At 71.3% G+C, this 12,908-nt stretch carries 13 protein-coding genes and 1 tRNA gene; 5 read left to right on the top strand and 9 right to left on the bottom strand.

What is annotated here, in order from left to right:
- Positions 1–70: 70 nt before the first annotated feature.
- Positions 71–520, bottom strand: a complete 450-nt coding sequence (locus OG462_RS35160) for a YchJ family protein (RefSeq protein ID WP_406064028.1) — start codon at positions 518–520, stop codon at positions 71–73.
- A 181-nt stretch (positions 521–701) separates the two neighbouring features.
- On the opposite strand from OG462_RS35160, the gene OG462_RS35155 reads away from it, so the two are divergent.
- Together OG462_RS35155 and OG462_RS35150 are read left to right on the top strand one after the other, a co-directional pair.
- On the top strand, positions 702–2,045 hold the full coding sequence (locus OG462_RS35155; RefSeq protein ID WP_406064026.1) for a 6-phospho-beta-glucosidase: 1,344 nt from the start codon (positions 702–704) through the stop codon (positions 2,043–2,045).
- Positions 2,046–2,114: 69 nt separating this feature from the next.
- Positions 2,115–4,004, top strand: a complete 1,890-nt coding sequence (locus tag OG462_RS35150) for a M64 family metallopeptidase (RefSeq protein ID WP_406064024.1) — start codon at positions 2,115–2,117, stop codon at positions 4,002–4,004.
- 126 nt (positions 4,005–4,130) lie between these two features.
- On the opposite strand, the gene OG462_RS35145 is transcribed toward OG462_RS35150, so the two are convergent.
- The 3 genes from OG462_RS35145 to OG462_RS35135 form a co-directional block, all read right to left on the bottom strand.
- Positions 4,131–4,937, bottom strand: coding sequence for an SAM-dependent methyltransferase (locus OG462_RS35145; protein WP_406064022.1), 807 nt, complete (start codon positions 4,935–4,937; stop codon positions 4,131–4,133).
- Positions 4,938–5,011: 74 nt separating this feature from the next.
- Positions 5,012–5,248 (bottom strand): DUF397 domain-containing protein, encoded by a 237-nt coding sequence (locus OG462_RS35140; protein ID WP_015037566.1) that lies wholly within the window; start codon positions 5,246–5,248, stop codon positions 5,012–5,014.
- A complete protein-coding gene (locus tag OG462_RS35135; protein WP_406064020.1) occupies positions 5,249–6,124 on the bottom strand; it encodes a helix-turn-helix domain-containing protein in 876 nt (291 codons plus the stop codon). It abuts the gene before it with no gap.
- Positions 6,125–6,386: 262 nt separating this feature from the next.
- Here OG462_RS35135 and OG462_RS35130 point away from each other — a divergent pair, with 262 nt between their 5' ends.
- The 3 genes from OG462_RS35130 (at position 6,387) to OG462_RS35120 (ending at position 8,106) form a co-directional block, all read left to right on the top strand.
- Positions 6,387–6,818 (top strand): ATP-binding protein, encoded by a 432-nt coding sequence (locus tag OG462_RS35130; protein WP_406066841.1) that lies wholly within the window; start codon positions 6,387–6,389, stop codon positions 6,816–6,818.
- 5 nt (positions 6,819–6,823) lie between these two features.
- Positions 6,824–7,321: a hypothetical protein gene (locus OG462_RS35125; RefSeq protein WP_406064019.1), complete on the top strand. Its 498-nt coding sequence runs from the start codon at positions 6,824–6,826 to the stop codon at positions 7,319–7,321.
- A 74-nt stretch (positions 7,322–7,395) separates the two neighbouring features.
- On the top strand, positions 7,396–8,106 hold the full coding sequence (locus tag OG462_RS35120) for a class I SAM-dependent methyltransferase (protein WP_406064017.1): 711 nt from the start codon (positions 7,396–7,398) through the stop codon (positions 8,104–8,106).
- 88 nt (positions 8,107–8,194) lie between these two features.
- Here the strand turns inward: OG462_RS35120 and OG462_RS35115 are convergent, their stop codons facing one another.
- From OG462_RS35115 to eboE, 5 genes are all read right to left on the bottom strand, one after another.
- Entirely contained in the window at positions 8,195–8,563 is a 369-nt protein-coding gene (locus OG462_RS35115) for a zinc ribbon domain-containing protein YjdM (RefSeq protein ID WP_406064015.1), read from the bottom strand.
- A 102-nt stretch (positions 8,564–8,665) separates the two neighbouring features.
- A tRNA-Leu gene (locus tag OG462_RS35110) sits at positions 8,666–8,753 on the bottom strand.
- Between the two features lie 243 nt (positions 8,754–8,996).
- Positions 8,997–10,067, bottom strand: coding sequence for a sugar phosphate isomerase/epimerase family protein (locus OG462_RS35105; RefSeq protein ID WP_406064013.1), 1,071 nt, complete (start codon positions 10,065–10,067; stop codon positions 8,997–8,999).
- 101 nt (positions 10,068–10,168) lie between these two features.
- Positions 10,169–11,602: a nucleotide pyrophosphatase/phosphodiesterase family protein gene (locus OG462_RS35100; RefSeq protein ID WP_406064011.1), complete on the bottom strand. Its 1,434-nt coding sequence runs from the start codon at positions 11,600–11,602 to the stop codon at positions 10,169–10,171.
- The gene (eboE, locus tag OG462_RS35095; protein ID WP_406064009.1) at positions 11,599–12,900 is read right to left on the bottom strand and encodes a metabolite traffic protein EboE; all 1,302 of its coding nucleotides are present in this window, start codon (positions 12,898–12,900) and stop codon (positions 11,599–11,601) included. The genes OG462_RS35100 and eboE overlap by 4 nt, the downstream gene beginning before the upstream one ends.
- Between the last annotated feature and the right edge of the window lie 8 nt (positions 12,901–12,908).

Genomic DNA, 12,908 nt, shown 5'->3' with positions numbered 1-12,908 from the left:
ACTCGGTGACGCGGTCTTACGTGGTGACGCGCCCTTACTCGGTGACGCGGCCTTACGTGGTGACGCGGCCTTACGTGGTGACGTCACCGTCCACGTACACCCAGGCGCCCTCATGGCGGGCGAAACGGCTCCGCTCGCGCATCGCGCCGGGCTCGCCGCCCTGGAGGTAACGCGCGGTGAAGGTGACGGTGCCGTGCTGATGGAAGGCGGAGCCCTCGGTTGCCGACTCGATCTCGAGGCCGGTCCAGCGCAGTCCGGGGTCGAAGTCGACCTCGCCAGGACGTGTCTCCGGCGCCCAGGTGCGCACCAGATAGGCCTCGTCGCGGACGACGAAGGCGCTGTAGCGGGAGCGCATGAGCTGCTCGGCGGTGGGCGCGGTGCCGCCCGTGCCCGTGTGGAACCGGCCGCAGCACGCGCCGTAGGAGGCATCGAGACCGCAGGGGCAGGGGGACTCCGGGGTCACGGCGGGCGTGGCCGGGCGGGCCGGGGACGTACGGGGGCGGGTCTTGCGTCGGGACATGCCGTCATTGTCCCCCACCGCGTGCGCGGGGCCGCTGCGCCCACCGGGGAGGCGGGGCGGCGGGGAACGGGCGTCCGGTCGCCGCCGCGATGCCGGCGGCCGGTACCGGCATGTGGACGGCCGCGTGGACGCCGGGCCGGGACCCCGCTGCTCAGCGGGTGGAGCCGAGTAGCGTACGAGCATGAAACTGACGATTCTCGGAGGCGGCGGGTTCAGGGTGCCGCTGGTGTACGGCGCTCTCCTCGGCGACCACGCCGAGGGGCGGGTCACCCACGTCACGCTGTACGACCTCGACGAGGGACGGCTCTCGGCCATCGCCAGGGTCCTCGCGGAGCAGGGCGAGGGGGTGCCGGACGCGCCCGGCGTCACGGCGACGACGGACCTGGACGAGGCGCTGCGCGGGGCCGACTTCGTGTTCTCCGCGATCCGGGTCGGCGGTCTGGAGGGCAGGGCCGCCGACGAGCGGATCGCGCTCGCCGAGGGCGTGCTCGGCCAGGAGACGGTGGGGGCCGGCGGCATCGCGTACGGACTGCGGACCGTACCCGTCGCGGTGCACATCGCACGCAGGGTCGCCGAACTCGCCCCGGACGCCTGGGTCATCAACTTCACCAACCCGGCGGGCCTGGTCACCGAGGCGATGTCCCGGATCCTCGGCGACCGGGTCGTCGGCATCTGCGACTCCCCCGTGGGCCTGGGCCGCCGGGTCGCCCGCATCCTGGGCGCCGACCCGGACGAGGCCTGGATCGACTACGTGGGCCTCAACCACCTGGGCTGGCTGCGGGGTCTGAGGATCGGCGGCCGCGACGAGCTGCCGCGACTGCTCGCCGACGAGGAGGCGCTCGGTTCCTTCGAGGAGGGCAGGCTGTTCGGCCCGGAGTGGCTGCGCTCGCTGGGTGCGATCCCCAACGAGTACCTGCACTACTACTACTTCAACCGGGAGGCCGTGCACGCCTACCGGACGGCGGAGCGGACGCGCGGAGCCTATCTCCGCGACCAACAGGCCGGCTTCTACGAGGAGATGGGGAAGCCCGACACGCCGGCCCTGGCCGCCTGGCACCGTACGCTCGCCGACCGGGAGGCCACCTACATGGCGGCCAACCGGGAAGCCGCCGGGATCGGGGAGCGCGACGAGGAGGACCTGGAGTCGGGCGGCTACGAGAAGGTGGCGCTGGCGCTCATGCGGGCGATCGCGCGGGGCGAGCGGGCCACGCTGATCCTCAACGTGCGCAACGGCACGACGCTCGCCGCGCTCGACGCGGACGCGGTGATCGAGGTGCCCTGCTTCGTGGACGCGAACGGCGCCCACCCGGTGTCGGTGTCCCCGCTGCCGTACCACGCGGTCGGCCTGGTGACGGCCGTGAAGGCGGTGGAGCGGGAGGTCCTCGCGGCGGCGGAGAGCGGCTCGCGGGCGACCGCGGTCAAGGCCTTCGCCCTCCATCCACTGGTCGACTCGGTGACGGTGGCCCGCCGGCTGGTGGAGGGCTACACGGCGGAGCATGCGGGTCTGGCGTACCTCCGGCGCTGAATCGACACCTGCTTGTACGGCTGACGAACATCTTTACGCGGCCGGGGGCGCGGCCTAGGCTCGCGCCCCATGACCTCACAGCGCACGGGAGTTCGACGAGAGGTGGCCCGCATCGTCGCGGTCTGCCTGCTGGCCGCCGGTCTGGTGGGAACCGTACCGGCGGCGGCCGAGACGCCGACGGCCGGTGACGGTCCGGTCGTCGTCCCCGTACAGACCACCGGACCGGCGGACCGGCGGTTCAACCTGGTGTTCATGGGCGACGGCTACACCACCGCCGAGATGCCGGCGTTCCGCGCGGACCTCGAACGGCATCTGAACACCCTGTGGAGCATCGAGCCCTTCGCCTCCTACCGCTCGTACATCAACGTGTGGGCCGTGGAGGCCCCTTCGGCCGAATCGGGCGTCGACTGCGACCCCGCCCTGGACGCCCCCGCGCGCGATACTGCGCTCGACATGGGGTTCTGGGGCGGCTGCAACCCGAACAGCGTCCAGCGGCTGCTGACCGTCGACAGCCGGAAGGCCGCCGCACTCGCCGACCTCGTCCCCGGCACGAGCCGCGCCAACCGGCAGATCGTCGCCCTCGCGCACAGCTCCACCTACGGTGGCGCGGGCGGCAGTTACGCCACCGCATCCGGCGGCAACGCACTCTCCTCCCTCATCACCCCGCACGAGATAGGCCATTCACTCGGCGGCCTCCAGGACGAGTACGACTACTACGCGCGCGGCGTGCCCGGCGAGTCGTACTCCGGTCCCGAGCCCTCGTCCACCCACCACACGCTCCTGACGGAGCGTGACATGCTGGAGCAGCGGGCCAAGTGGTGGCGCTGGCTCGGCGAGGAGAGCGAGTCGGGTGGCGTCATCGGCCGCTTCGAGGGCGGCATGTACAGCACGAAGGGCGTCTGGCGCCCGAGCCGCCACTCCCTGATGAAGACCCTCGGCTACGCCTTCGACCAGGTGGAGCGCGAGGTGATGGTCCAGGCGATCTCCGCCAAGGTGAACCTGGTCCAGGACCACACACCGACCACGGCATCGATCGGCGCGGACCGGACGGTGTGGGTCGACACCCTGCACCCGGTGGGCGGTGCGCTCACCGTGACCTGGCGACTGGACGGGCGGACCCTGCCCACACACGGCGCCCGCACCGTCGACCTGCGGAAGCTGCGGCTCTCCCCCGGCCCGCACACGCTCACGGCGACGGTCACCGACCCGACGCCCTTCGTCCGCGACCCGGCGGTCCGCGCCTCGGCGGCGCTCACCCGGACCGTCAGCTGGACGGTGGACCCGTCCCTCGGCACCGTGCACACCGACGGGACCGGGCCGGCGTTCACCGGCCACACCCCCACCGGCTCACCCGTCGGCGCCCGTTCCGTCGTCCACGCGGACACCACCCACCCGGTGGACCGGACCCCGTCCGTGCGCTGGCGCCTTGACGGCCGGCCCGTCGGGACGGGTCCCAACGACCGTGACCTGGACCTGCGTTCGCTCCGTCTCGCTCCGGGCATCCACACCCTGACCGCACATCTCGCGGGTACGGGCGAGAAGTTGAACTGGACGGTGGACGCCCGCCCGGCCTCGGCCTCGTACGAGCTGTCGGATCCCCTGCGTACGGTACGGCGACCCGGACGCCCCGTGGAGTACGTCTACGACGGTCCGTTCACGATGCGGCTGACCGCGCGGGACGACCAGGAGGGCGCGGTGGTGAACCAGTTCCGCGTCGACGGCGACGGCTGGTACACGTACTACGGCTGGCCGACGGACGCGGACGCGCCGTTCCGCTTCTCGCCGGGCGGCACGGTGATCGACGACCTGGTGTACGGGAAGCTGGGCCGGTCCCGCGCGGTGCCGTGGGACGATGCGACGCCCGACTACGGCACGCACACGATCGAGTACCGCACGATCGACGCGGCCGGCAATGTCGGCCCGGCGCGGAGTTTCCTGGTGACGCTGGTGGAGCCGTAGACCAAGCCGGTGGAGCCATGGACCAGGCCGGTGGAGCCATGGACCAGGCCGCAGAACAGGTCGTAAAACAGAAGGAGGCCCGCCGACGACATGTCGGCGGACCTCCTTCGCGCTGTTCCTGTCGGGTCAGGGCTTGCGGGCCACTGCGGCCCACCCCGGGATGGGCTCGTCGCCCGGCACCGGCACCGGCTCGCCCAGCTCCGGGTGCCACTCGGCGGTGAGCGAGACCCCGGGCTCGACGAACTCCAGTCCGTCGAAGAACGCGGCCAGCTCGTCCCGCGAGCGGGGCCGCAGGGTCAGCCCGCGCGCCTTGTACATCGCGACCGCCTCCGCCGCGCCCTCGGGGTTGAAGTCCCCGGTGACATGCGAGAGGACCAGGTAACTGCCCGGCGCCAGCTGGTCCACGAGCTTGCGGACCAGCTCGTACGCGCCGTCCCCGTCCCCCACGAAGTGCAGCAGTGCCAGCATCGACAGTGCGATGGGCTGGTCGAAGTCAAGGACCTTTCCAGCCCTTTCGAGGATGATCTCGGGTTCGCGGGCGTCCGCCTGGATGTACTCGGTGGCCCCTTCCGGGGTCGAGCGCAGCAGGGCGGCCGCGTGCGCGAGCACGATCGGGTCGTTGTCGCAGTAGACGATGCGGGAGTCCGGCGCGGCCCCCTGCGCGATCTGGTGCAGGTTGGGCTCGGTCGGGATGCCCGTACCGACGTCCAGGTACTGGCGCACACCGTGGGCACTGAGCCAGCGGATGGCGCGGTGCATGAAGGCCCGGTTGACGCGGGCCATGTCCCGGCCCCGGGCGTCGACGGTGAGCAGCTGGCGCGCCATCGCCTCGTCGACCGGGTAGTTGTCCTTGCCGCCCAGGAACCAGTCGTACATGCGTGCCGGATGCGGCGTGCTGGTGTCGATCCGTACGGATGCGGGGTCCTGGGTCATCGGCTCTCCTGGTCGGGATGAACGAGTGGCGCTACAGCAAGAGTTACGCGACGGTAGGGGTGGGGCGGAAGGGGTCAGGTGAGCAGAAAGTCAGCCTGACCGGATTTTGCCCCCTGGATGAAAGCTGCGATCTCCCCGTGGGTGTAGATGAGCGCTGGTCCTTCAGGGTCTGCGGACTGTCGCACGGCGACTCTGCCGTCGGCCAGCTTCATGGCCTCCACGCAGTTGCCCCCGTTCCCGCCGCTCCACGGCTTGTGCCAACCCTCGGCACCGAGCTCAGCGGCGGGCATGCCGTTGTATATGCGATCCATTCACAGCTCCTTGCGGAGATTCCGGAGAACCTCCTTCGTGCGTTGTGCAGTCGCGGCCTGAGCCGCCATGCGGTCCATGACCTCCAGGTGGGATGCCACCTCGGGGCGCGCGTCGAGATAGACGGCGCCGGTCAGGTACTCGCTGTAGACCATGTCCGGCAGTTCGGGCATGGCGAAACGGAAGAGGACGAACGGTCCGTAGGTGCCGGGGTGGTGGCCGGACGCGAACTCCGCGATCTGCAGGGTGACGTTCGGCAGCTCGGACGCTTCGAGCAGCCGGTCGAGCTGGTCGCGCATCACTTCGGGCCCGGCACCGACCGGTCGGCGGAACACCGTCTCGTCCATGATCACCCAGAACTTCGGGGCGTCCTCCCTGGTCAGCAGGGACTGGCGCTCCATCCGCAGGGCTACATGCCGCTCGGCGTCCTCGTCCTTGCCGGCATCACTGCCGCCACCGACCGCCCCGCTGCGCAGAATGGCGCGGGCGTAGTCCTCGGTCTGGAGCAGACCGGGGACGAACTGGGGCTCGTAGGCCCGGATGAGGCTGGCCGCCCCCTCCAGGCTCACGTACATGGAGAACCAGCCGGGCAGCACGTCGTGGAACCGCTGCCACCAGCCGGGGAGGTTGGCCTCCTCCGTGAGGGCGATGAACCCCTCGGCCTCGGAGTCCGTGATCCCGTACTCCCTCAACAGGAGCTGCACATACGGAATCTTCAGCGCGACCTCGGCGGTCTCCATCCGCCGGACGGTGGCCGGGGCCACCCGGAGGATCTTCGCGGCCTCTTCCCTCTTCAGGCCGGCTCGCTCCCGCAGATCCTGCAGGCGCCTGCCGAGAACGACCTGTCCCACCGTGGGGGCGGACCGCGGCTCGCTCACTCTCAGACCTCCCCGACGCACTGTTTCGACGAGTGTGCCACGAAGCAGGGCTAGAGAGAACACGGCACTCTGCAATTTCCAGAGTGCCACTTGCCAAGTGTCCGACTCAGGAGGACAGTGTTCCGGTGAACCAGTACACGCTGCCGCCGTGCGCCACCGCGCCACGGCGACAGCGCCGTACGGCAGTCCTGCCCACTGTTGTGAGGAACCGGTCGTGGCTTCTGGTAACGCGCAGCCTTCAGGTCTCATGAGTCCCCGAGTCATGGCCCCGCGCCCACAGCCCCAGACCGATACCGTCCGCCGCTTCGCCTTCGAGCTCCCGGCCCGCACGTCCGCGGTCGCACGGGCCCGCCTGCTCGCGGAGGAACGGCTCATCCTCTGGGGCTGCGGCCCCGACATCCGCGACACGGTGGCCCTGGTCGTCTCCGAGCTCGTCACCAACGCCGTGGTGCACACCGCCAGCGACCGGTTCATATGCGAGCTCCGCGAGGGCGAGGACACCCTGCGGATAGCCGTCCGGGACGAGGGCGGCCCGGCAGGACCGCGGATACGCGACTGCGGCGAGGACGAACGCGGCCGCGGACTCCTCATCGTCGACGCACTGTGCACCGCCTGGGGCGCCGACCGCACCGGACACGGCACGGCCCAGGTCGTCTGGGCGGAACTGGCCCACGGCATGGGGGAGACATGCTGAGGTCCATGGCCACCCGCATGATCCCGCTGCTCCCCGGGGCCCGCAGGTCCCCCCTCACGGGCCGCGCCCCGGAACCCCGCCGCTCACCCGAGCCCCGCCCCGACGCCCGAGGTGCCACCGGCTCCGCCCGCCCTCGCGACCTGGGCGCCACCCGCCTCGCCGTCCCCGTCGGACTGCACACCGGCCTCGGCTGCGACGCCGTCGGTGTCCCGGCCCGCTTCGGCTTCAAGATCCTCTCCCGCCTCCCCGCCAAGGGCTGCGTCTACGCGGACTCCGACTGGTGGTGGTGGCTGGTCCCGGCCGGCTCCGACCTCGACGTCACCTGGCCGCTGCCCGCCTGCTACGCGCGTGGCGCCGAGATCCCGGACCGCCTGCCGCGCCTCATCCACCACCCCGACGGCACCTCCCCCTACACGCCGCCCATCCCCCTCTACCTGCTGGTCTGCCAGCTGACGGGGATCGCACCGTCCTGGGCCGGGCCGCCGGTGCGCAGCGCGCTCTGACGTCAGCGGGCCGTGGCGGGACAGGGTCGGGCATGTTCGCCCCGTGCGGTCCCTGAACGCATAGGGTCGGGAACATGTTCACCCCGCAGGGTCCCAGCCTCCGCGAGCTGACCGTTCAGGCCCTCTCCTCCGTCGAGCACGGCTACGACCTGCTCGCGAACAAGTTCGACGCGACGCCCTTCCGCACCTCCGACCGCCTCCTGAGCGCGGTCACCCACACGCTGGAGACCCTCGGCCCCTTCGGCTCGGGCCTCGACGTCTGCTGCGGCACCGGCGCCGGACTCGGCGTCCTCCGGGCGGTCTGCGCGGGCCCGATCACCGGCGTCGACTTCAGTACGGGCATGCTGACCCGGGCCCGCGACGCCCACCCCACCGCCGGCCTGGTCCGCGCCGACGCCCTGGCCCTGCCCTTCGCCCCGGTCTTCGACCTGGCGGTCAGCTTCGGAGCCTTCGGCCACTTCCTCCCGGACGAGCAGCGGACCCTGTTCGCCCAGGTCCACGCGTCGCTCCGCCCCGGCGGCACGTTCGCCTTCCCCGTCGCGGCCCCACCCCCGGTCGGCTCCCGCCTCTACTGGATCCTCTGGGGCTTCGACACCACGATGCGCGTCCGCAACGCGCTCTGGCGCCCGCCGTTCGTCATGTACTACCGCACCTTCCGCCTCGCGGACGTCCGCGCCCGCCTGGAGGACGCGGGCTTCGAGGTCACCCTCAGCCCGGTCGAGCCCTTGGGTGACCGGGAGGACGGAAGCCCACGGTGCCGCCTGGTGGTGGCACGCAAGAAGTAGGGCGGTGGTGGGCAGGGACGGGGCGAGGGGAGGCGACGGCAGGAGGCGGCGCCGGTGGGGCTGTGGCGGTGGCCGCGGCGGTGGCGGTTCAGGCCTTCTTGACCACGCTGGATTTGAGCTGCATGGCGCCGAAGCCGTCGATCTTGCAGTCGATGTCGTGACCGTCGACGCCGTCGACCAGGCGGATGTTGCGCACCTTGGTGCCCGCCTTGATCCCGGAGGGGTTGCCCTTGACCTTGAGGGCCTTGACGACGGTCACCGTGTCACCGTCGTTCAGCACGTTGCCGACGGCGTCCTTGATCACGCGTTCCCCACTCGCCTCCGCGGCGACGTCACCGCTCGTACCGTCGGCGGCCGGCACCCACTCGTGGCCGCACTCGGGGCACACCACCAGATTGTTCATCTCGTAGGTGTACTCGCTGGAGCACTGGGGACAAGGGGGAAGGTTCTCGATCACTCCCCCAGGATAAGCGGCCCCTCACCCTGCCACCCCGGGCCGGCGGGGGCCCCGCGCACAATGCGAAATGCCGGTCGATACAAGATCGACCGGCATTTCCGCTGGTGTCCGAGGGGGGACTTGAACCCCCACGCCCGATAAAGGGCACTAGCACCTCAAGCTAGCGCGTCTGCCATTCCGCCACCCGGACAAGGTGTCTGTCGCTTCGGGGTTTCCCTCGCGGCGACAGGTGTAACTCTACCAGGGGTTCCCGGTGCCTTTCACCAGCGTTTTCCGTGGTCAGTGGGGTGAAGCCGCCTCGCAGTCCTTGATCAAGTCCGGATTCTCCCGACTGTACGTACGGGCTGCTGCCGCTCACTCACACAGAGTGCGGCGGTGCGCCGCTCGGCGGCCTCGAACCCCCTGTCGAGGGGGTTCGAGGCGGTCCGATGGATCAGCGGCCCTTCTCGCGCAGCGAGTGGAGGTGGGCGCTGGACCTGCGGGCGAAGGTCAGCGAGTCGACGGGGTTGTCGTGCTCGGCCTGCCAGTGGTGGGCGTTCCGGCCGTGGCGGGTGCGGTTGACCGCCGATATGAACCGCCGGTAGTCGATGTCTCCGTCCCCGACGTCCGTCATGCGGTAGCCGTAGGGGACGGCGGAGTCGTCTCGGTCGCCGTCCTTCACGTGGAAGAGCGGGTAGCGGTGGGGCTGGTCGAGGACGTAGTCGAGCGGATCGAAGGGGGCGGGGGTGCCGTCAGGGCGGGTCGAGTAGCGGTACTGGCCGACGTACGCCCAGAAGATGTCCATCTCCAGGTGCACCAGGTCGGGGTCGGTCTCGGCGAGGAGGACGTCGTAGAGGCGTACGTCGGGGCGGTCGCTGGCGAAGGAGAACTCCTCCGAGTGGTTGTGCTGGTAGAACTTCATGCCGCGCTTCCGTGCCGCGGCGCCGAATCGGTTGAACTCCTCGGCGCAGCGCTTCCAGCCGTCGACGGTGGAGCCGTAGCGCCAGGGCCCGGAGGCGGTGCCGATGTGGGGCAGGCCCAGGGCGGCGGCGTCGTCGAGGACGCGGTCGAGGTTCTGGGCGAAGGTGTACGCGGCCGGGTCGCTGGCGTAGTAGCCGACGTGGCTCCCGATCGGACGCAGGCCGTGGTCGCGGGTGAGGCGCTTGAGCTGGGCGAGGCTGATGGGGCCTGCGGAGCCTTGGCTGTAGCCGGCGTACTCGACCTCGTCGTAGCCGTACTTCTGCAGTTCGGCGAAGACCGCGGCGAAGCCGAGGGTCGAGACCTTGTCGCGCAGTGAGTAGAGCTGGATGCCGAGGCGGCCGGGCGGCAGGACGGGGCGGCCGTGTCCCTGTCCGTGGCCGTGGCCCGGCGACTCGGTGGTCCCGGCCGCCGCGGCGGCGGGGGCCGCCGCGCCGAGGAGCGCGGCGGCGGTCGCGCCGGCCGCGACGCCCAGCATGTTCCGCCGGCTGAGCCTGTGGACGAGCTCGGGGTCGTTGGCGGCTTCGGTACGGCGAGTGCGACTCATCTGTGGATAACTCCTTGGCTGTCGGAGGGGCCTGCTTCACTGGATTCAGTTGGTGATCCAGCTGGTGATCCAGCTGGATCGATTCGGTCGGCTGCACGGATTCAGGTCGGGGTCTCGTCGACTCCGGCCAGCCTGAGCAGCAGGTTCTTCACATCGGTGGCCGCGACGCGGCCGTCCAGGGCGCGGGGGGTGGAGCACAGGATGAGCGGACCTTCGTCATCGCTCGCGGGGAGGCGGCCATGGCTGCCGCGAAGAGGTGAGGGGTCGAGAGGGACGACCGCGAGCCGGTACCGCATACCGAGCTTCTTGCGGGCGATCTCCCTCGCGGCCTTGATCCGCACGTAGGGGTCGAGCGGGTCCATGAGGAGTTCGGCGGGGTCGTAGCCGGGCTTGCGGTGGATCTCGACGAGCTGCGCGAAGTCGGGGGCGCGTGCGTCGTCGAGCCAGTAGTAGTACGTGAACCAGGCGTCGGGCTCGGCGAGGGCGACCAGTTCCCCCGAGCGCGGATGGTCGAGGCCGTGCTCCTTCTTGCCGTCGTCGTCGAGGAGCCGTTCCAGACCGGGGAGGTCCGCGAGGGCTTCCCGGACGGCCGGCAGGTCGGTCGGGCGCTTGACGTAGACATGGGCGATCTGGTGGTCGGCGACGGCGAACGCCCGGGAGGTCATGGGGTCCAGGTACTCCATGCCGTCCTGGGTGTGGACCTCCAGGAGGCCGGCACGGCGCAGGGCGCGGTTGATGTCGACGGGGCGCTCGACCCGGGTGATGCCGTACTCGGAGAGGACCACGACCGTACGGCCCTCGGCCCGCGCCTCCGCGAGGAGCGGGGCGAGGACGGTGTCGAGCGCGGCGGCGGCGCGGAAGGAGCGCGGGTCGTCGGGGCCGTAGCGCTGGAGGTCGTAGTCGAGGTGCGGGACGTAACAGAGGGCGAGGTCGGGGCGGCGGGTGCGGAGGATGTGACGGGTGGCGTCGACGATCCAGCGGCTGGAGACGAGGTCGGCGCCGGGCCCCCAGAAGTGGAACAGGGGGAACGTGCCGAATTTCTCGGTGAGTTCGTCGTGCAGAGCGGGGGGCCGGGTGTAGCAGTCGGGTTCCTTGCGTCCGTCGGCGTAGTAGACGGGGCGGGGGGTGACGGTGATGTCGGTGTCGGCGCCCATGGCGTACCACCAGCAGATGTTGGCGACCGTGTAGCCGGGGTGGGTGCGGCGGGCGGCGTCCCAGAGGCGGTCGCCGGAGACGAGGCCGTTGTGCTGGCGCCACAGCAGGACGTCGCCGAGGTCCCGGAAATACCAGCCGTTGCCGACGATGCCGTGCTGGGCGGGGAGGGTGCCGGTGAGGAAGGTGGTCTGGGCGGTGCAGGTGACGGCGGGCAGGACGGTGGAGAGCGGCGCCTGGGATCCGCCTCGGGCGAGGGCGGCCAAGTGGGGCATGTGCGCCAGGAGACGTGGGGTGAGACCGACGACGTCGAGGACCAGGAGGGGGGTGGGTGCCGGTGCGGGTGTGGCAGAAGGTGCGGCTGCGGGTGCGGGGTCGCTCATGGCAGTTCCTTGAGGCCGAGGTCGGTCAGCAGGTCGCGGGCCAGGGTCAGTTCGGCGGCGATGCCGTCGGCGAGCCGGGCCCTGGTGCGGGGACGGCTTTCGGGAGGAAGGGCCTGCCAGGTGTACGTCTCGACCTCCAGGTGATGGGTGCGCGGGTGCGGGCCGCCCACGAGGAGGGCGAGGGTCTCCTGGAGGACGGGGAGCGTGGAGCTGAGCGGAGGGGCGGGGGGAGCGTGCAGGGGGACGTGGAAGTGAGCGCGCCAGGGTGTCGCGTCGGGGAGACCGGGGGTGGTCGTGGCGTGGTGGCCGGATGAGGCCAGGGCCTCGGGCAGGTCGTCCGTGCCGCGCAGACCGGCGGCGGTTCTGGTGCGGGTCTGGTGGAGGAAGCGGGGCTCGGCGAACGCGGCGAGCGCCGCCCTGACCTCGGGGAGGTGCGGGTGCTCCGCGTGGAGCGCGGCGGAGAGCTGGGCTTTGGGCACCGGGATTCCGGCGGCGGCGAGCGAGTCCAGGGCGGTGCGCGGGTCCTCGAAGGAGGTCGCGAGATGGCAGGTGTCGAGGCAGACGCCGATACGGGGGTTCGGTACGGAGTTGGTCACGGAGCCGGGTGCCGAGCCCGGTACGCGGCTCGGGTTCGATACGGAGGTCGGGCTCGGCACGCGGCTCGGGCTCGGTACTGGGCTCGGGTTCGGTACGGGGGTGAGCGCGGCGACGGCGTCGGCGACGGTCTCGACGATGCAGCCGGGCTCCGGTTCGAGGCCGATGCGGATGCTCCTCCCGGTGAGTTCCTCCAGGGCGTCGAGCCGTGTGGCGAGCGTCGCCAGGGCGGTACGGGCGGTGGCGGCGGCCCCGGCGTCGAAGGGGGTGCGCCAGGCGAGGGGCAGGGTCGAGACGGACCCTTCGGTGACGTCCTCGGGGAGCAGCGCGGCGAGGAGCCGGGCGAGGTCGGTGGTGTGGGCGAGGCGTTCGGGGCGGGTCCAGTCGGGCTGGTAGACGCGGTACTTGACCTCGTCGGCACCGAAGCCTTCGTACGGGAAGCCGTTCAGGGTGACCACTTCGAGCCCGCGGCGGTCGAGTTCGGCGCGCAGGGCGCGGAGCGAGGCCGGGTCGGTGATCAGGGAGTGGGCGGCGTCGCGGGCGAGCCAGAGGCCGATGCCGAGACGGTCGCGGCCGAGGCGGCGGCGGACGGGCTCACAGTGGTCGCGGAGCTGGGCGAGGACGCCGTCGAGGGTCTCGGCCGGGTGCACGTTGGTGCAGTACGCGAGGTGGACGGTGGAACCGTCGGGGTGGCGGAAGCGCATGGGGGCGC

Origin of the sequence: Streptomyces sp. NBC_01077, assembly GCF_045162855.1 — a bacterium.
Classification (GTDB): Bacteria; Actinomycetota; Actinomycetes; order Streptomycetales; family Streptomycetaceae; genus Streptomyces.
Note: the sequence above shows the minus strand (reverse complement) of the source record. Positions and strands in the feature narration are given on the sequence as shown.